Raw genomic sequence first — 19024 nt, forward strand, 5'->3', positions numbered from 1 at the left:
CAGAAGCGCAACCGAACAGCCGTAAAGGCCCGCGCTGCAAGCCACCAAGGCACTGAACAGAGGAGATTTCACGATGCGGTTCGCGGCAGCGATCACCGACCCCACCCGCATGCCCACCCGCCGCCAGACGATCAAGCGCATGCTTGCCGCGGCGGCCCTGCTGACCACGACCGCACTGACCGGCATCGGCTTCGGCGCCGCTCCGGCCCGGGCCCAGGATGAAATCCGCATCGGCGTGATCTATCCGCTGACCGGTGCCGCCGCCTCGACCGGCGTCGAACTGAAGGCCGCCGCCGAACTGGCCGCCGCCATCGTCAACAAGGAAATCCCCGCCCCGCCGGGGCTGGTCGCCGGCATCGGCCTGCCGAACCTGAAGGGGGCCAAAATCAAGCTGATCTTCGGCGACCACCAGGGCAACCCGCAGGTCGGCGCCACCGAGGCCGAGCGGCTGATCACCAGCGAGAAGGTCGTGGCGCTGACCGGAGCCTATTTCTCCAACGTCACCGCCACCGCCAGCCAGGTCGCCGAACGCTACGGCGTGCCGTTCCTGAACGGCGAGTCCTCCTCGGCCTCGCTGACCCAGCGCAAGTTCAAATGGTTCTTCCGCACCACGCCCCATGACGACCTGTTCGTCGGCAACTTCTTCACCTTCCTCGGCGACATGGAGAAGAAGACCGGCGACAAGCTGCGCAACATCGCGCTGTTCAACGAGAACACGCTGTGGGGCAACGAGACGACCAAGCTTCAGGTGAAGCTGTCGGAGGAGCAGAAGTTCACCATCGCCGAGAAGATCCTCTACCCGGCGAAGACGACGCAGATGACGTCGGAGGTGCAGCGCATCAAGGCCGCCGGCCCGGCGGTCATCATGCAGTCCAGCTACCTCGGCGACGCCATCCTGTCGATGAAGACCTACAAGGAGCTGGGCTTCCTGCCGAAGATGCTGCTGGCCAACGACGCCGGCTTCAACGACAGCGAGTTCCTGAAGACCATGGGCAAGGATGGCGAGTTCGTCATCAGCCGCGAGGTCTGGGCGCTCGATCAGGCCGAACGCAACCCGCTGATCAAACAGGTCAACGACCTGATGCAGAAGCGGTCGGGCGTGAACTTCAACGGCAATTCGGCCCGCGCCTTCACCGGCATCGCCGTGCTGGCCGACGCGCTGGACCGTGCCGGCTCGACCAAGCCCGACGCGATCCGCGAAGCGCTCCAGAAGACCGACATCCCGGCCAGCGGCCTGATCATGCCGTGGAAGGGCGTCAGGTTCGACGCCAGCGGCCAGAACGAGCTGGGCACCGGCATCATCGTCCAGGTCCAGGGCGGCCAGTATGTGACGGTGTGGCCGTTCGACGTGGCGACCAAGCCGGTCGTCTACCCGATGCCCGCCTGGGACGGCCGCTGACCACCGCTTCTTTCATCGGGCTGCTGCTTACCCTTTCCTTTCCCGGAAAAGGGGGAGCCCGTCGCGTCGCGACGGGTAGGGCTACGGAGATGTTCAGTCGGTTCCGCGCTTCGATCCACGATGCATCTCCCGCCCGGCGCCATCGGCGCCACCCTTTCCGGGATGGGAAAGGGGCTTTTCCCGCACAGTTCCTCCGGCCCACCCTGACCGCAAAAGGGGTGCTGCAATGACCGCAGACATTCTTTTCCAAGTGCTCGTCTCGGGCCTGCTGATCGGGCTGATCTACGCCCTGGTCGCGGTCGGTCTGACGCTGATCTTCGGCGTGATGGACATCGTCAATTTCGCCCATGGCGAATTCCTGATGCTGGGCATGTATGCCAGCTTCTGGGCCTTCGCCCTCTTCGCCATCGACCCCATCGTGGCGCTTCCCCTGACGGCGTTGCTGCTGTTCGCGGTCGGCGTCATCGTCTACCAGACGGTGATCCGCCGCATCCTGAAAGCGCCGATGCTGTCGCAGATCTTCGCGACCTTCGGCCTGATGATCCTGCTGCGCGGCCTGGCGCAGTTCTTCTGGAAGCCGGACCACCGGCTGATCCCGCACAGCCTCGTCAGCGGCAACGTTGCTTTCGGTCCCGTGCAGTTCGGCCTGCCGCAGTTCGTCGCCGCGCTCGGTGCCGTCGGCGTGACCGGTGCCCTGTGGATGTTCCTGCACCGCACCCGGCTCGGCACCGCGCTGGAAGCCACCGCCATCGACCGTGAGGCCGCCACCCTGATGGGCATCGACGGCCAGAAGATGTTCGCGCTCGCCTGGGGCATCGGCGCCGCCTGCGCCGGTCTGGCCGGCGGGCTGATCGCCACCTTCTTCCCGATCTTCCCGGAGGTGGGGTCGAACTTCATCCTGATCGCCTTCGTGGTGGTCGTGCTCGGCGGCTTCGGCAGTGTCACCGGCGCCTTCCTGGCCGGCATCATCGTCGGGCTGATCGAGGTGCTGGGCGGCTTCCTGGTCGGCCCGGAATACAAGACCGCCATCGTGCTGTCGCTGCTGCTGATCGTGCTGCTGGTGCGTCCGCGCGGCCTGCTGGGGAAAGCCTGATGACGACCGGAACCAACTCCTCACGTAAGATGGCCGGCACCGCCGCCCTGCTGGCGCTCGCCGCCGTCCTGCCGCTGGCGGTCACCGAACCGTCGCAGCAGAATTTCCTGATCCTGATCCTGATGGGCGCCCAGATGGGCGTCGCCTGGAACATCGTCGGCGGCTATGCCGGGCAGGTCTCGCTCGGCCATGCGGTGTTCTACGGCATCGGTGCCTACACCTCGACCATGCTGCTGCTGACCCTGGGTCTGACGCCCTGGATCGGTGCCTTGGCCGGCGGGCTGGTGGCGGCGGCCTTCGCGCTCGCCATGGGCTGGCCCTGCTTCCGGCTGAAGGGGCATTATTTCGCCATGGCGACCATCGCGGTGGCGGAGATCATGCAGATCCTGGTCACCAACAGCGACGCCCTCGAAGGGGCCGTCGGCCTCTACCTGCCGATGGACCAGAGCGGCTGGGGCGTGCTGATCTTCCTGTCGAAGCTGCCCTACTACTACGTCATCCTCGGCCTGCTGGTGCTGACGGTGCTGGTGTCCTGGGCAATCGAGCGCAGCCACATCGGCTATTATTTCCGCGCCATCAAGGACGAGCCGGAAGCGGCCCGCGCGCTGGGCGTCAGCCTGACCCGCTACAAGCTGATCGCCCTGACGGTGTCGGCCTTCCTGACGGCGATGGGCGGTAGCTTCTACGCCCAGAAGGAGATGTTCATCGATCCGGGTTCGGTGTTCGCCACGACGATCTCGATCAAGATCGCGCTGATCGCCATCCTGGGCGGCGTCGGCCGGCTGATGGGACCGGTGCTGGGCGCCGTCATCCTCATCACCATCGAGGAATACAGCCGCACCCTGTTCGGCAGCACCGGGTCCGGCACCGACATGATCATCTACGCCGCCATGATCATCCTGGTCGCCGTGTTCAGCCCGTCCGGCGTGCTGGGCCTGCTGGGTGACCTGCGGCGCCATCTGCCCGGCGCCAAGCCGGCCGAGGCCAAGACCAGCGCCAAGGAGATCCGCCCGTGAACACCGCCCCCCTGCTTGCCGTTGACGGCCTGGGCAAGGCCTTCGACGGGTTGGTCGCCAACCGCGACATCAGCTTCATCGTCCATCACGGCGAGATCATCGGGCTGATCGGCCCGAACGGCGCCGGCAAGACCACCCTTTTCAACTGCCTCGCCGGCTTCCACACCCCCACCACCGGCCGCATCGCCTTCGAAGGGCAGGACATCACCGGCTCGACGCCGGAGGCGGCGGCAGCACTCGGCATCGCCCGCACCTTCCAGATCGTCCGCGTCTTCCAGTCGATGACGGCACTGGAGAACGTCATGGTCGGCGCCATGCTGCGCAACAAGCGGGTGGCCGAGGCGCGCGAGCGGGCGGAGGACGAGCTGGCCTTCGTCGGCCTGTCGCACCGGGCGGACACCCCGGCGTCGGACCTGACGGTGTCGGAACAGAAGCGGCTGGAGGTCGCCCGCGCCCTCGCCACCGAACCCAAGCTGATCCTGCTGGACGAGGTGATGGCCGGCCTTAACCCGACCGAGGTACGCGAGGCCTCTGCCCTGGTCCACCGCATCCACCAGCGCGGGATCGCCAGCATCATCGTCGAACATGTGATGGAGGGCATCATGCCCATCGCCCACCGGATGCTCGTGCTGGATTACGGCGCCAAGATCGCCGACGGCACCCCGGCCGAGATCGCCGAGAACCCGGCGGTCATCGCCGCCTATCTGGGGGAGTGAGACGATGCTCCAACCGACGCTGTCCGAACCCGTCCGCCCCGTCGCCCCCGCTCCGGCTCCCGCGGGCGAGACGATGCTGCAGGTCCGCAACATCCAGTCCAGCTACCGCCGCGTCCCGGCGATCCGCGACATCAGCCTGACCCTGAAGCGGGGCGAGATCGTCGCGCTGGTCGGCGGCAACGGCAACGGCAAGTCGACCACGCTGCGTGCCGTCGCCGGACTGAATGCGCTCGACGGCGGGTCGATCCTGCTGAAGGGCCAGGACATCTCGTCCGTTCCCGCCCACGAGCGGGTGAAGCGCGGGCTGGTGCTGGTGCCGGAAGGCCGCCGCCTGTTCCCGCGCCTGACGGTGGAACAGAACCTGATGCTGGGCGGCTTCACCACCAGCGATGCGGCCAAACGCGAGCAAACGCTCCAATTCGCCTACGACACCTTCACCGTGCTCGGCGAACGCCGCCGCCAGCAGGCCGGCACCCTGTCGGGCGGCGAACAGCAGATGCTGGCGATGTGCCGCGGCCTGATGAGCCAGCCCGACCTCCTGATGCTGGACGAACCGTCCTGGGGCGTCGCGCCCAAGCTGGTCACCCGCATCTTCGAGACCATCCAGCTGATCCGCCAGCGCGGCATCACCGTGCTGCTGGTCGAACAGAACGTCCACCGCGCGCTGGAGATCGCCGACCGCGGCTATGTCATCCAGACCGGCCGCGTCGTGATGGAAGGCAGCGGCCAGGACCTGCTGGGCAACGACGAGGTGCGGCAGGCGTACTTGGGCATGTGAGATCTTTTCCGTCGACGAACGCCATCTTTCCGAATCCATTTCCGGACGATCCCCATGACGACCACTCCCCTCTCCGCCGCTGCCGAACGCCTGCGCATCCGCAGCGGCGCCAACAGCGGCCAGACCGCCGGCCTCGCCCCCGGCCATGTCCAGGCCAACCTCGCCATCCTGCCGGCGGACTGGGCCGGCGACTTCCTGCGCTTCTGCCAGGCCAACCCGCGGCCCTGTCCGCTGCTGGCGGTGTCGGAGGTCGGCGACCCGCGCCTGCCGACGCTGGGCCACGACATCGACATCCGCACCGACGTGCCGCGCTACCGCGTCTATCGCGACGGCGTGCTCTCCGCCGAGCCGACCGACATCGGCGACCTGTGGCAGGACGATTTCGTCGCCTTCCTGATCGGCTGCTCCTTCTCCTTCGAAGAGGCCCTGCTGGCCGACGGGCTGCCGGTGCGCCACATCGCGATGAACCGCAATGTCCCGATGTACGAGACCAGCATCCCCTGCACCCCGGCCGGCCGCTTCGGCGGCACCATGGTGGTGTCGATGCGGCCGATGGTGCCGAAGGACGCCATCCGCGCCATCCAGATCACCTCGCGCTTCCCGTCGGTGCACGGTGCGCCGGTGCATTTCGGCGATCCGGCCGCCATCGGCATCCGTAACATCGCCCAGCCGGAACATGGCGAGGCGGTTCCCATCGAGCCCGGCGAGGTGCCGGTCTTCTGGGCCTGCGGGGTGACGCCACAGGTCGCGATCCGCAACGCCCGTCCGCCCATCGCCATCAGCCACAGCCCCGGCGCGATGCTGATCACCGACCTGCTGAACACGCACCTGTCAGTGCTCTGACCGCCCCTCTCCCCCGCTTCATCCCCTGCGATACCGGCCGCCGCGCGGGCATTCCGCCTCGCGCGGACACGGTGGAGGCTTGCCCGATGCCAACCCCGTCTTCCATTCGCCTGCTCTCTTCCACCGTTCTCCTGCTGACGGCCGTCGCGGCGCCGGCTTCGGCCGACCAGCTGCGCATGGTGGCGCTCAGCTTCCCGCCGCTGATCTATGACGACGGCGGCAAGCCGGCCGGCATCGCCTACGACATCGTGACCGAGGCGATGAAGGCCGCCGGGCATGCCGTGACGGTGGAGATCATGCCGTGGGCCCGCGCGCTCGACACCGTGCGCGAGGGCGGGGCGGACGCCGTCTTCACCGCCTACAAGACGCCGGAGCGCGAGCAGTTCCTGAACTACTCCAATCAGGTGCTGGTGCCGCAGGTGGTCTCGCTGTTCGTGGCGAAGGACAGCCCGGTCAGCTTCGACGGCGATCTGTCCAAGCTGGCCGACCGCAAGTTCGGCGTGGTCAACCAGATCAGCTACGGCTCCATCGTCGACGACGCGATCAAGACCGGCGTGCTGCCGGCGGTGGAGAAGTCGAACGACAGCGATAGCAACGTCAAGAAGCTGGTCTCCGGCCGTTTCGAGGTCATGCCCAGCAACCGCTATGTCGCGCAGTATTTCCTGAAGCAGGCCGGCGCCCTGGACAAGGTCAAGGAACTGACCCCGGCGGTGCAGGACATCCCCAGCTACATCGCCTTCACCAAGGCGCGCGACACCGCAAAGCTGCGCGACGAGTTCGATGCCGGGGTCGCGGCGATGAAGGCCAGCGGCGCCTACCAGCAGATCCTGGACAAATACGCCCGCTGACCGGCGAGCCTTCCCCCTCCGACCAGCTTTCGAGAAGCCGCCATGAGCGTGACCACCCCGGTCCCGGCCCCCGTTCTGCGGGCGGCCGGGGACAGTGCCCTGATCGTCGAGTTGGGCGACGGCATCGCCCCGGATCTGAATGCCGCCGTCCACCGGCTCGACCGCCGCATCGCCGACGCCCAGCTGCCGGGCATCGTCGAGACGGTGCCGACATACCGCTCGATCCTCGTGCAGTTCGACCCGGCGGTGACGGCTGCCGAACCGCTGGGCCAAGCCCTGTTAGGGCTGGCAACCGAGCTGACGCAGGCGGTGGCGGAGCCGCAGCTGCGCTGGATCGTGCCGGTCTGTTTTGGCGGCGCCCATGGCGAGGATCTGGACGAGGTGGCCCGCCGCTCCGGCCTCGGCACGGAGGAGGTGGTGCGGCTGCACTGCACCGCCGACTACCGGGTCTACATGCTGGGCTTCTCTCCCGGCTTCGCCTATCTCGGCGGCCTGCCGGAGATGCTGCACCAGCCCCGGCGCGAGAACCCGCGCATGGTCACCCCAGCCGGCAGCGTCATGCAGGGCGGGGCGCAGGCGGCGATCTCTCCCATCGCCATGCCCAGCGGCTGGCACCTGCTGGGCCGCACCCCGGCCCGGACGTTCGATCTCAAGAGGGAGCCGCCCTTCCTGCTGGCCCCCGGCGACCGCATCCGCTTCACCGCGATCAGTGCTGCCGAATACGACCGCCTGGACGGTATCAGCGGCTATCTGCCGGACTGCGAAACAGTAACGTCCTCCGTCGCCCTGATGCAGGGAGCCGCCGCATGACCACCCATCTGCGCGTGGCGGCAGCCGGTCCCAGCTCCACCATTCAGGACCACGGCCGGGTCGGCTATCAGCGCTATGGCGTCTCGGTCGCCGGGGCGGCCGACCCGCTGCTGCATGCCGCCGCCAACGCCCTGGTCGGCAACCGGCCGGGGGAGGGGGCGGTGGAGTTCGCCCTGGCCGGCGACAGCGTGACGGTCGAGGGCGGGCCGGTGCGCATCGCCGTCGCCGCCGATGCCGACCTCACGGTGGATGGCGATCCGGTGCCGGGCTGGACCAGCCTGCGCCTGACCGACGGCCAGACCCTGCGCATCGGGACCTTGCGCAGCGGCATGCGCGGCTATTGGGCGGTGGAGGGCGGCTTCGCGCTTCAGCCGGTGCTGGGCAGCGTCGCCACCCACATACGCAGCCGTATGGGCGGGCTGGACGGCGGAGCGCTGAAGGCCGGCGACCGGCTGCCGCTCGCCCTCGACCAGGCGGCGGACCGGGGCGAGCGCTGTCTCGACCCCTCCCTGTTGCCGGCGCGCGGCGGGCGGCTGCGCGTGATGCTCGGACCGCAGCAGGACTATTTCACCGCCGCCGGGATCGAAGCCTTCCTGGAGGAGGACTACGCCCTCAGCCACGAGGCCGACCGCATGGGCTGCCGGCTGGACGGCCCGGTGATCGAACATTCCCGCGGTTTCAACATCACGTCGGACGGCATCCCGCTGGGGGCCGTGCAGGTGCCGGGCACCGGGCGGCCCATCGTGCTGCTGGCCGACCGCCAGACCACCGGCGGCTATCCCAAGATCGCCTGTGTCGTCGGGCCGGACGTAGCGGCGCTGGCGCAGATGCGGCCCGGCGAGCGGTTGCGCTTCGCTGCCGTCGACGCGGCGGAGGCCGGACGCATCCAGGCCCGCCATCGCGAGCTGGTGGACGGCCTGCCGGCGCTGCTGCAATCGGCCGGCGGCTTCGCCCTCTACGACAGCGGCCGGCTGCTCGGCTTCAACCTGATCGGCGGCGCCGTCACCGGCTGGGACTGACCTTTCGCTTTCCAACGCCCCAACACCCACAATGGAGTGGACCTGATGCTGCAGCGTGTGGGCCGTACCCTTGCCATGCGTGTCGTCGTTCCCATCGCCCTGATGGTCACGGTCATCAGCGCGACCGGCATAGCCGCCGTCGTCACCGTCAACCGCGAGGATGCCCGCACCGCGTTGGAGGACCGGGCCGCCGTCACCGTCCGCGTCATCGCCGGCGGGTTGGCCGAGCCGCTGTGGAACGTCGATGCCGACTCCGCCGCGGCACAGCTCGCCGCGCTGACCAACGATCCCGACTATCTCGGCAGCCGGGTGCTCGATCCCAAGGGACAGGTCTTCGCCAAGAGCGGCGATGTGTCGGACGGCGACCCGTCGGTGCTGGTCCGCCATGCTGACATCCTGCGCAAGGCCGGCACCCGGATGGAGAAGCTCGGCACCGTGGAAATCCACCTGTCGCCCCGCCGGGCCGAACGGCAGGCGGCGGAGCGGGGGTGGCTGCTGGCCGGCGGCGGGCTGGCGGCGCTGGTGGCGCTGTGCGGCGTGCTGTTCCTGATGGTGCGCGGCGCCACCCGGCCCATCGTCCGCCTGACCGGGGTGATGACCCGGCTGGCCGCCGGCGAGCGCGCGGTGGATGTGCCGTCGCTCGACCGCCGCGACGAGATCGGCCGCATGGCCGAAGCCGTGCAGGTCTTCAAGGAGCAGGGCGCCGCCAAGCAGCGGCTGGAGGCCGAACAGGTCGAACTGCGCCGGCAGTCCGAGGCGGAGCGCCATGCCGCCATCGCCGCGGTTGCCGACGATTTCGAACGGCGCGTCGGCAGCACGCTGGGAGAAGTGATGCGCACCACCGACGGCATGGGGCTCGCCACCCGCAGCCTTGCCGGGGTGGCCGAACACAACGGTCAGGTCAGCCGGCAGGCCGCCGGCAATGCCGCGACGGTCAACGCCTCGGTCGACGGCATGGCCGCCGCGGTGGACGAGCTCGTCGCCTCCATCCGCGAGATCTCGGCCCAGGCCCAGCATTCGCAATCCATCGCCGACGAGGCGTCGCGCCGCGCCGGCCGCGCCACCGATCAGGTGGCCGGGCTGGTCCAGGCGTCGGACCGGGTTTCGGCGGTGGTGACGCTGATCCACGCCATCGCCAAGCAGACCAATTTGCTGGCCCTGAATGCCACCATCGAGGCGGCCCGCGCCGGCGAGGCGGGAAAAGGCTTCGCCGTGGTGGCCGGCGAGGTGAAGGCGCTGGCGACCCAGACCGCCAAGGCGACCGAGGATATCGAGACGCAGATCCGCGCCATCCAGGGCTCCACCGGCTCCGCCGCCGAGGAGATCGTCGAGATCGCCCGCGTGGTGGAAAGTCTCAGCCAGATCAGCGCCTCCATCGCCGCGGCGGTCGAGGAGCAGAACGCTGCGACGGCGGAGATCGGCCGCGGCGTCAGCGAAGCCGCCCAGGGGGTGCGCGCCCTGCTGGGCGACGTCAACGCCACCTCCGAAGTGGCCGGACAGACCGGCGATGCCTCGGCGCAGCTCGACACCGCCGCCGGCATGTTGACCGACCAGATGGGGGCGATGCGCAGCGAGGTTGCCGGCTTCATCCATTCCCTGCGACAGTCGGATGCGGCGTGAAAACGCCGGGGCCTTCTGACGATTGAACGAGCGAGAAACGCCATGCCGAGCATCGATCTGAACTGCGACATGGGGGAAGGGTACGGCGCCTGGACCATGGGCGACGACCGGGCGATGCTGGACATCGTCACCTCCGCCAACATCGCCTGCGGTTTTCATGCCGGCGATCCCACCATCATGGCCGATACAGCCAAGCTGGCGGGAGAGAAGGGGGTCCGCATCGGCGCCCATCCCGGCTTCGAGGACCGCTCCGGCTTCGGGCGCCGCGTCATGCGCGGCATCGCGACGACGGAGGTCGAGCGGCTGGTCGCCTATCAGGTCGGCGCGCTCCAGGCCTGCGCCGCCCTGTCGGGCCGGCGGGTGACCCATGTAAAGCCGCACGGCGCCCTCTACAACATGGCGGCGGTGGAACCGGATCTGGCCGGTGCCATCGCCCGCGCCGTCAGGGCGGTCGACCCCGCCCTGCTGTTCGTCGTCCCGCCGCTGAGCGCCATGGAGCGCGCCGGCCAGGATCTGGGCCTGCGCGTGGCGCGCGAAGCCTTCGCCGACCGCACCTATGAGGATGACGGCACCCTGACGCCGCGCAACGTTGCCGGGTCGGTGATCCACGATCCGGATCTGGCCGCCGCCCGTGTGGTACGGATGGTGCTGGACGGGGCGGTGGAGAGCCGGCACGGCACCCGGCTGCCCATCGTGGCGGACACCATCTGCGTCCATGGCGACACGCCGACCGCTGTCGCCATGGCGGCAACCGTCCGCCGTGCATTGGAAGCGGCGGGCGTCGTGGTGGCGGCGGTGGTCTAGCAGTCGAGCGCGGTGTCGGGCTCTCATATGAGGCGGTTCGGTGCTGGTTCCGGGCGACGTCCAGCCCGATCCTGGCCGCTTCGATGGCGGTCTGCTGCGACAGGAAATCGGGCCGGAAGCTCAGCGGATGTCGGGCCGCTTCCGGCGTAGGACTGCATTCATGTCCGCTCGATCAGGCCCTGATGTCGAGCGGCCTGTCCGCACCGGCCGCGACCGGCGGCACGCCGTTGCGGAACAGCGGCATGTCCTTCAGATCCTTGACATAGCCGCCCGTGGCGACGGCGCCGGGCACCTTGTCCTTGAGGCCGTCCAGGGCGCCTTTGATCATGCGGACCAGCGGGCTGTCGCTGTCGAGGGCATCGGGTTCCTGGCCGCTGTCGCGCATCGACTGCTCATAGCCGAACTGGGCGGCGGCACGTTGGACGGCCCAGTTGTCGGACGTCTTCTCCTCGTCGCTGGCGCCGTCCAGCAAGGATGCTCCGGCGCGATAGCGGGCTGCGGGATTGTTGCCCGTCGGGTCGGCGGCCATCATGGCCTGCCCCTGTTGCTGGGACATGATCGACTGGGCGGTATCCTGTTCGTCCTTCGAAAAGCTGCCGTCGCTGTTGCTGGCGATGGCGTAGAGGGAGCGGCGGTCCAGTCCGCCGAAGACGGTGTCCCAACTCTCCTGCGTCGCGTGCATATAGTCCATCGGCTTGCCCTTGGCGGCCAGCTCGGCGTATTTGGCATCGATGGTCGTGCGGGCGTCCTTGGCGACGGTCGCGAAATCCTTTTTCCCGGCGGATTGGGCGGCAGCCTGACCGGACAGGGAGGTCTGGGCCGTCTTCGACAGCGTGACGACCGCGGCGGTGTCGCGCGCACCGCCGGTGGGGCCGCCGCTTTCACCCGCCGCCTCCGCCATGCCCTTGGAGGTGGGCGGCGTGCTGGCGAACTGAACGGGCGGCTGCCGACTTGTGCCCGTGGGAGTCAGTACGTTCATCGGTCACTCTCCCGCTGCCGGCGGCTTGCCGGCGGCTTGATGCGCCGGCAAGCCATGACACTTTTTAGTAACGATACAGCGTATTCACTGTACCGAAGGCTGTGTTGCGGGTCGATCAATAAATTCGGAAGTTGACGGTCCAGTCGCCATTGCTGTTGACGTTGCTCGCGATGCCGGAGCAGTTCACGCCCGTGGCGCTTGGGGGTGGCGTTGGTCGTCGGCCGGTTCCAGACGGCGTCGGACATGGTGCGCGACGGCACGAAGAAGCACCGCTTCAGAGTGTCCCGGCAGCGATAATGGAAGCCGCCGCCCGTGGAGGTCGGATAGGGGCTGGTCACGCTGATGCGGCGGCCGTCGGTGTTCATCGCCACCGCGGTGGATATCCGCCCGCACCGACCTCACGCATAACGCGAGTGACCCCAAATTTTTGCATCGCAGCATGCAAAGAGCGGGTCACAGTTTTGTCAGAATTTTAGACGAACATCTCTCAAACCGGAAAGGATACACAAGGCCGTATCGACCAAACGGACAGTCGACCATCGGCCGAACAGCACAGGGCTTGCCAAATGAAACGAAGCATTTCCATGCCTATTCTGGCGGCAATGACGATTTTATCGGCAACCGGTGCGTCTGCGGATATCCTATACCAAAAGGGTAGTTTTTCAGATCAGCGGCATTTCTTGGCCGTCGATGTCTCATGGGGGGAGCTTGAGATCGGGCAGGCCGACAGCGCCCGCAACCGGCTGGTCGGGGCGGCGGCCGTGCCGGCCTCCACCGGGGCCGGCAGCCGGACGGCGAAGCTCAGCTATTACACCCCGCCGCTGCGCGGTTTCGAACTGGGCGCCAGCTACACCCCGATGCCGCGCGGGGCCGGCGACATGCCCGACCCGCGCGAGGCCATGCATCTGGTGGAGGCGGCGGTGCGCAAGACCATCCTGATGGGCGGCATCAGCACCCGCTTTTCCGCCGGGACCAGCCGGGCGCGGGTGCGCAGCGACAGCCGCCGCCTGCCGCGCCAGTCCTGGATCGTCGGCACCCAGTTCGCCTGGCAGAGCGTGACGCTCGACGGCGACCTGCGCCAGCAGCAGGAGTCCGACGGCGTGTCGGTGCGCAGCCTGAACGCGGCGCTGGCCTATGGGAGCGGCGACATGACCCTGTCCTTCCGGGCGCGGCGGACACTGCCGGAGAATGGTGCCGCCAGCGGCCATTACCTCGCCGATCTGGCCTATCGCATCACGCCGCGCTGGCAGGTGATGGCCGACACCAACATCGACACCGGTGCCGAATCCATGGGCACGGTGGTCAAGGTCGGCGCGCGTCTGGTGTTCTGACCGCATCGGCTGCGGCGGGGCGATGGCATCACCATCCCCCCCGCCTCAGCCGGTGGCGAACCGCTCAGTTCGCCGCGAAGCAATAGAGCAGCCCGGCGCCGCCGGTGCTCTTCAGCGCGTCCTGGCTGCAGCCGCCGCGCGAGGCGTGCGACGAGTTCCAGGATTTCGCCGGCGGCTGCTCGTCCAGGCCCATGCGGTCATGGTGGCCGAGCATGGCCGCACCCTCGGTCCCGCTTCTGGTCCAGTTGCCGCAGGTCATGTCCTGGCCGGCGGGGAAGGCGGTGCCGTCGGGCTGCGACCCGGTCAGGATGTCGTGCGTGTTGGGCTGGTCGCCGCGGCCGTTGACCGCCTCGCCCTTCTCGTTCAGCGCGGTCTGCTTGGTCAGGGCGTTGGTGCCGTGCAGCTCTTCGACCGAGCGGGCGACCATTTCGCCCTTGGCGTTCTGCCAGGGCCCCTTGCCGATGCGGTCGCGCGCATTGACCGCCGGCTGGCCGTCGGCGGCCTGGGTGCTGAGATAGGCCCGCCATGTGCGGCTGCCGGCGCCGGCAGCCTGGGCCAGCTGCTGGCAATGCTGGTCGGCACCGGCCAGCCCGCCGAGATCGGCCCCCTTGCCGGTGCCGGCGCTGGTGACGAAGAAGGTCATGGCGGACGGGCCGGCCTGCTGCGCCGACGCAGCCGCCGGGATCGCCAACAGGAAGGCGGCCGCCGCCGCGGTCCGGATGCTCGCACCGATCATGGTTTCTCTCCCTTTGCCGTTGTTTTCCCCGCCAGATCAGCCCTTGCCGGCGGAGCCAGTTGAAGGAGGACGCTCCGGCGGGCCGATTCATTCCCCTGGATTTGCCGATCCCAGCGCGGCCGAACCCAACGCAGTGGTCAGCCGGTCAACCGCCTCGTCCACCTCCGCCGCCGTGGTGCCGCGGCCCAGCCCGAAGCGCAGGCTGGCATGGGCGTCCGCCGCGGACAGGCCGAGCGCCAGCAGGACATGCGACGGCTCGCCAGCCCCGCTGTGGCAGGCCGACCCGGTGGCGACGGCAAGCTCCGGCAGATCCAGCAGCAGGTCGGCGGCGTCGATGCCGGGAACGGTGACGTTCAGGCAGCCGGCCAGCCCGTCGACCGCTCCGTTGCGGCGGATGCCCGGCAGCCGCTGGTGCAGGCGCTGCCAAAGCCGGTCACGCAGCGCGCCGATGCGGCTGGCATCCTCCTCCCGTCTCTGCCGCGCCAGCCGGCAGGCGGCGCCCAGCCCGACGCAGAGCGGCGTCGGCAGCGTTCCCGCCCGCAAGCCGCGCTGCTGCCCGCCGCCGGCCGAGGCCGGCACCGGCCGGAAGGGCGGCCGGACGATCAGCGCGCCGATGCCCATCGGCCCATACAGCTTGTGCCCCGACAGGCTGAGGCCGTGCAGCCCGAGCGCCGCCATGTCGAGCGTGCGCGTGCCCAGCGCCTGCACCGCGTCGCTGTGCATCGTCGCGCCATGTCGTGCGGCGACCGCGGCCAGCTCTGCCAGGGGCTGGACCGTCCCGACCTCGTTGTTCGCGGCCATCACCGAGACCAGGGACGGTTTCGGCAGGCCGGCCAGGGCGCGGTCCAATCCGGCCGGATCGACCAAGCCGCTGCCGTCGACCGGCAGCACGGCCACCGGATGGCCGCGCCGCCGCAGCTCGGGCAGGCAGCCGAGGATGCTGGCATGCTCCACCGCCGAAACGACGCAGCCGCCGCCCGCCGGCACCCCGCCCAGCAACGCCAGCGCGTTGGCCTCGGTGGCGCCGGAGGTGAAGACGACCTCGCCCGGCTGCGCGCCGACCAGGGCGGCGACTTCGCCCCTTGCCTGTTCGATGGCATCGGCGGCGCGCCAGCCGGCCGGATGGGCGGCGTGCGGGTTGCCGGCCGCGTCAATCCGCATCCAGGGCAGCATCGCCTCCAGCACCTGCGGGTCGAGCGGCGTCGAGGCCAGATGGTCGAGATAGATCATGGCACAGTATCGCGCCATCGCACGGGGAAGGGGAGGGGAGATGCCCGCCTCCCCTCCCTGCCTTCACTTCGCCGGCTGGTCCGGCCGTTCCGCCGACTGTGCGGTGGCGGTGCCGCCGACGCGCCAGATCGCGTTGCCGACATCGTCGGCGACCAGCAGGGCGCCCTTGTTGTCCAGGATCACACCGACCGGGCGGCCCTGAGCCTTGCCGTCCTTGTCGAGGAAGCCGGTCAGCACGTCCACCGGCTCGCCGGACGGCTTGCCGTTGCGGAACGGCACGAAGATCACCTTGTAGCCGCTGGCCGGGTCGCGGTTCCACGAGCCGTGCTGGCCGATGAAGGCGCCCTCCTGCAGGTTCGGCGGCAGGTCGCCCTGGCGGGAGAAGGTCAGGCCGAGCGAGGCGGTGTGCGGACCCAGCGCATAGTCGGGCGGGATCGCCTTGGCGACGAGGTCAGGGCGCTGCGGCTCCACCCGCTGGTCGACATGCTGGCCGTAATAGCTGTAGGGCCAGCCATAGAAGCCGCCGTCCTTCACCGAGGTCATATAGTCGGGGACGAGGTCGCTGCCGATCTCGTCGCGCTCGTTGACGGCGGTCCACAGGACGCCGGAGGTCGGCTCCCAGTCCATGCCGTTCGGGTTGCGCAGGCCCGACGCGAAGATGCGGTGCGCCCCGGTCTTCAGGTCGATTTCCCAGATGGCGGCGCGGCCCTGCTCCGCCTCCATCCCGTTCTCCCCGACATTGCTGTTGGAGCCGACGGTGGCATAGAGCTTGGTGCCGTCGCGGCTGGCGATGATGTTCTTGGTCCAATGGTGGTTGATCGGCCCGCCCGGCAGGTCGACGACCTTCACCGGCTTGGCGGCGATCCGGGTGTCGCCCGGCTTGTAGGGCACCTTCACCACGGCGTCGCTGTTGGCGATGTAGAGGTCGCCGCCGACCAGCGCCATGCCGAAGGGCGAGTTCAGCCCTTCGATGAAGGGTTCGCGGACATCGGCCTTGCCGTCGCCGTCGCTGTCGCGCAGCAGGGTGATGCGGTTGGCGCTGGGCGTCTTGGCGCCGGCCTTGCCCATCACCAGCCCCATGACCCAGCCCTTGATGCCCTTGCCGTCCTCCGGCTTCGGCGGGGCGTTGGTCTCCGCCACCAATATGTCGCCGTTCGGCAGGGCCAGCATCCAGCGCGGATGGTCCAGGCCGGTGGCGAAGGCGGTGAGGCTCAACCCCTTGGCCGCCACCGGCTGCGCGCCCTGCGGCCAGCCGATGGCGTCGGCGATGTTGACCGTCGGGATCAGCGTGGATTTCGGCGCCGGCAGCGTCGGGTTGGGGCCGGTGCCGGCCGACACCGGCAGGGACGCCTGATCGCCGCAGCCGGCGAGCGACAGGACGGCGACCGTCGCCGAAAGCATGAAGGCGAGCCGTGTGGTGCTGTGCATGCGCCGAATTCCCGCGTCTGTAAGCGTGGAGGGAGTACCCACGTTCAACGCCGGCGCATTCGGGTTGGTTCCGCCGTCAGTGCGGCAGGGCCAGGGCCCGCAGTTCCCCCGCCAGGGCGGCGGCCAGCTTTCCGCCGTCGCACAGCGGCCCGGCGGCCATGCGGGTCCGCAAGGTGCGGCGCAGATCGGCCAGCCCCTGCCGGTCCGCGGCCCAGGCGACGGCGCGCTCGACGTAATCGGCCGGATCGGCGGCGATGCAGCCCTCCACGCCGGCCACCGTCAGGAAGGCGAGCGAATGGCGGCTGGAGAAGGTCTCGCCCGGCAGGGTGACGACCGGCACCCCCATCCACAGCGTTTCCAGGGTCGTGGTGCTGCCGGAGAAGGGGAAGGGGTCGAGCGCCACATCGACCGACGCGCACCAGCGCATATGGTCCAGGCTGCCGGTGGCGCCCACCATCGTCACCCGGCCGGGATCGATGCCGGCGGCGGCCAGCCGGCCGCGCCACAGGGCGGCGGTGTCGGGGCAGGACAGCGCCTTGGTCTTCATCAGCAGGCGCGATCCCGGCGCCCGGCCCAGGATCGCCGCCCAGGCCGCCAGCACGCCGTCGTTCAACTTGGTCAGGATGTTGAAGCTGCCGAAGGTGACCGGCCCGCCCGACAGGCAGGGAGGCGGCGTCAGCGGCAGTTCCTCGACGTCCGGCGGATCGTAGGCGATGAAGGCGTCGGGCATGCGCAGCACACGCTCGGCATAGAAGGCCTCCATCCCGTCCGGCACATGGTGGCGGTCGGCGACCAGCGCATCCATCGCCGCCAGCCCGGTCGTCGCCATATAGCCCGACCACGCCACCTGGACCGGGGCCGGCTTGCGGGCGAAGACGCCGGGACGGCCGCGGGCATTGTGGCCGGCAAGGTCGATCAGCACGTCGGGCCGGTCGTGGCGGATCCGCGCCGCCAGCTCCGCATCGGTCAGGCCGGCGACCGCGGTCCATTGCGCCGCCGCCTTGCGGAAGCGGCCGGTCACGTCGTCGGATTCGCTCTGGTTGGCGTAGAGCAGCAGGCGGATGTCGTGGCCGGGCAGCGCCTCCACCGTGCGGAGGGCGAACAGGCCGGCGGGGTGGCGGCGGAAATCGCCGGACAGGATGGCGACGGTCAGCGGCCCCTTCCGGGCGCCTGCCTTCCCCGGCTTCACCCAGCGCCCGCGGTGCGGCGCGCCATGGACCCGGTCCCAGTCGCGATGCGCCTCCAGCACCGCCGCCGCCGTCACCCCTGGCCGGAACAGCAGCAGATAGGCGAGGTTGGAGCGCACGTCGGCCAGCGTCGGATCGAGCGCCAGCGCCCGCCGGTTGCCGGCCTCCGCCGCGTCGAGCAGCCCCTGGCCCTGGCGGACCAGGGCGAGGTTGGCCTGCGCCTCCGCCAGCGCCGGGTTCCAGGCCAGCGCCGTCCGGTAGGCGTCGGCCGCGGCGCCCAGCCGGTCGGCGCGCTGGCGCACCTCGCCCAGCCGCAGCAGGCAGTCGGCCAGATCCGGGCGGGCGGCCACGGCATGGCGGGCCGCAAGCTCGGCGCCGTCGCGGTCGCCCAGCGCCAGCCGGGCCGCGGCGAGGTTGGACAGGGCCGGAGCATGGTCGGGGCGCAGTGCCAGGGCGCGGCTCAGATCCGCCGCCGCCTCCCGCGGTCGCTCCAGCGCCAGCAGCAGGGCGCCGCGGTTGGCATGCGCCTCGACGAAGGTCGGATCGTCGGCCAGGGCGGCGCGGTAGGCGTCGTCCGCGTCCGCCCGCCGGTCCAGTGCGGCCAGCACATTGCCCAGGTTGAAGCGGGCGCGCGCATAGCCGGGACGGCGCGCCGCCGCCTGCCGGAAGGCGGTCGCCGCCTCCTCCAGCCGGCCCTGCGCCTCCAGCGCGTTGCCGAGATTGTAGAGCGCCTGGGCGAACTCCGGCCGCAGGCGGACCGCCTGCCGGTGGGCGGCCACCGCCTCCTCCAGCCGGCCCAGCGCTTTCAGCGCGCTGCCGAGATTGTCGTGATAATCGGCGACGCGGTGGTTGTGCTGGATGGCGCCGCGGATCAGGCTGACGGCGCGGTCGGGCTGGCCGGATTGCAGGTGGACGACGCCCAGCAGATGGGCGGCGTCGGCATGGCCGGGCAGGGCATCCAGGACGGCATGATAGAGCGCCGCCGCCTCGCCGAGCCGGCCGGCCTGATGATGCGCCACCGCGGCAGCCATCGCTTCCTGGATCGTCGCCATGACGACCGTCATACCGGCTGGCGCGGGCGGGCGCCAGCGCTTTCCCAGTCCGAGGGGGCGCCCAAGCGGGCACCCGTGTGGGCGCGCGCGGTTTTCAACACTTGACCCGGCGGGCCGGGACGGTCAGCTTGCCGG

18 protein-coding genes are annotated in these 19024 nt (G+C 69.7%); 12 read left to right on the plus strand and 6 right to left on the minus strand.

The window, feature by feature from the left end; genetic code table 11:
• Window positions 1-73: 73 nt before the first annotated feature.
• From VH569_RS16825 to VH569_RS16875, 11 genes are all read left to right on the plus strand, one after another.
• Complete coding sequence (locus VH569_RS16825; RefSeq protein ID WP_423316358.1) at window positions 74-1399, plus strand: ABC transporter substrate-binding protein; 1326 nt, start codon at window positions 74-76, stop codon at window positions 1397-1399.
• 226 nt (window positions 1400-1625) lie between these two features.
• Complete coding sequence (locus VH569_RS16830) at window positions 1626-2492, plus strand: branched-chain amino acid ABC transporter permease (RefSeq protein WP_109049546.1); 867 nt, start codon at window positions 1626-1628, stop codon at window positions 2490-2492.
• Window positions 2492-3508, plus strand: a complete 1017-nt coding sequence (locus VH569_RS16835) for a branched-chain amino acid ABC transporter permease (protein WP_109049547.1) — start codon at window positions 2492-2494, stop codon at window positions 3506-3508. The genes VH569_RS16830 and VH569_RS16835 overlap by 1 nt, the downstream gene beginning before the upstream one ends.
• Complete coding sequence (locus VH569_RS16840; protein ID WP_193548444.1) at window positions 3505-4224, plus strand: ABC transporter ATP-binding protein; 720 nt, start codon at window positions 3505-3507, stop codon at window positions 4222-4224. Before VH569_RS16835 ends, VH569_RS16840 begins: the two co-directional genes overlap by 4 nt.
• A gap of 73 nt (window positions 4225-4297) precedes the next feature.
• Window positions 4298-5002, plus strand: coding sequence for an ABC transporter ATP-binding protein (locus VH569_RS16845; RefSeq protein WP_376962616.1), 705 nt, complete (start codon window positions 4298-4300; stop codon window positions 5000-5002).
• A gap of 54 nt (window positions 5003-5056) precedes the next feature.
• Window positions 5057-5845: a putative hydro-lyase gene (locus VH569_RS16850; RefSeq protein ID WP_423316359.1), complete on the plus strand. Its 789-nt coding sequence runs from the start codon at window positions 5057-5059 to the stop codon at window positions 5843-5845.
• 86 nt (window positions 5846-5931) lie between these two features.
• Entirely contained in the window at window positions 5932-6693 is a 762-nt protein-coding gene (locus VH569_RS16855; protein WP_423316360.1) for a substrate-binding periplasmic protein, read from the plus strand.
• Window positions 6694-6735: 42 nt separating this feature from the next.
• Window positions 6736-7503: a 5-oxoprolinase subunit PxpB gene (gene pxpB / locus VH569_RS16860; RefSeq protein WP_423316361.1), complete on the plus strand. Its 768-nt coding sequence runs from the start codon at window positions 6736-6738 to the stop codon at window positions 7501-7503.
• The gene (locus VH569_RS16865) at window positions 7500-8522 is read left to right on the plus strand and encodes a biotin-dependent carboxyltransferase family protein (RefSeq protein ID WP_423316362.1); all 1023 of its coding nucleotides are present in this window, start codon (window positions 7500-7502) and stop codon (window positions 8520-8522) included. Before pxpB ends, VH569_RS16865 begins: the two co-directional genes overlap by 4 nt.
• A 45-nt stretch (window positions 8523-8567) precedes the next feature.
• On the plus strand, window positions 8568-10142 hold the full coding sequence (locus VH569_RS16870; protein WP_423316363.1) for a methyl-accepting chemotaxis protein: 1575 nt from the start codon (window positions 8568-8570) through the stop codon (window positions 10140-10142).
• 42 nt (window positions 10143-10184) lie between these two features.
• Complete coding sequence (locus VH569_RS16875) at window positions 10185-10946, plus strand: 5-oxoprolinase subunit PxpA (RefSeq protein WP_423316364.1); 762 nt, start codon at window positions 10185-10187, stop codon at window positions 10944-10946.
• Window positions 10947-11118: 172 nt separating this feature from the next.
• Here VH569_RS16875 and VH569_RS16880 read toward each other — a convergent pair whose 3' ends face one another.
• Together VH569_RS16880 and VH569_RS16885 are read right to left on the minus strand one after the other, a co-directional pair.
• A complete protein-coding gene (locus VH569_RS16880) occupies window positions 11119-11925 on the minus strand; it encodes a hypothetical protein (protein WP_423316365.1) in 807 nt (268 codons plus the stop codon).
• Window positions 11922-12296, minus strand: a complete 375-nt coding sequence (locus tag VH569_RS16885; protein WP_423316366.1) for a hypothetical protein — start codon at window positions 12294-12296, stop codon at window positions 11922-11924. Before VH569_RS16885 ends, VH569_RS16880 begins: the two co-directional genes overlap by 4 nt.
• A 231-nt stretch (window positions 12297-12527) precedes the next feature.
• Between VH569_RS16885 and VH569_RS16890 the strand changes: the two genes are divergently transcribed.
• Window positions 12528-13256, plus strand: coding sequence for a porin (locus tag VH569_RS16890; protein WP_423316436.1), 729 nt, complete (start codon window positions 12528-12530; stop codon window positions 13254-13256).
• 64 nt (window positions 13257-13320) lie between these two features.
• On the opposite strand, the gene VH569_RS16895 is transcribed toward VH569_RS16890, so the two are convergent.
• From VH569_RS16895 to VH569_RS16910, 4 genes are all read right to left on the minus strand, one after another.
• Window positions 13321-13992: a hypothetical protein gene (locus VH569_RS16895; RefSeq protein ID WP_423316367.1), complete on the minus strand. Its 672-nt coding sequence runs from the start codon at window positions 13990-13992 to the stop codon at window positions 13321-13323.
• Window positions 13993-14079: 87 nt separating this feature from the next.
• A complete protein-coding gene (locus tag VH569_RS16900) occupies window positions 14080-15222 on the minus strand; it encodes a cysteine desulfurase family protein (protein ID WP_423316368.1) in 1143 nt (380 codons plus the stop codon).
• Between the two features lie 63 nt (window positions 15223-15285).
• Window positions 15286-16650 (minus strand): PQQ-dependent sugar dehydrogenase, encoded by a 1365-nt coding sequence (locus VH569_RS16905; RefSeq protein WP_423316369.1) that lies wholly within the window; start codon window positions 16648-16650, stop codon window positions 15286-15288.
• A gap of 76 nt (window positions 16651-16726) precedes the next feature.
• Complete coding sequence (locus VH569_RS16910) at window positions 16727-18889, minus strand: tetratricopeptide repeat protein (protein ID WP_423316370.1); 2163 nt, start codon at window positions 18887-18889, stop codon at window positions 16727-16729.
• Window positions 18890-19024 lie beyond the last annotated feature (135 nt).

The sequence above is a fragment of the Azospirillum sp. 11R-A genome (assembly GCF_049472615.1).
Taxonomy (GTDB): domain Bacteria; phylum Pseudomonadota; class Alphaproteobacteria; order Azospirillales; family Azospirillaceae; genus Azospirillum; species Azospirillum palustre.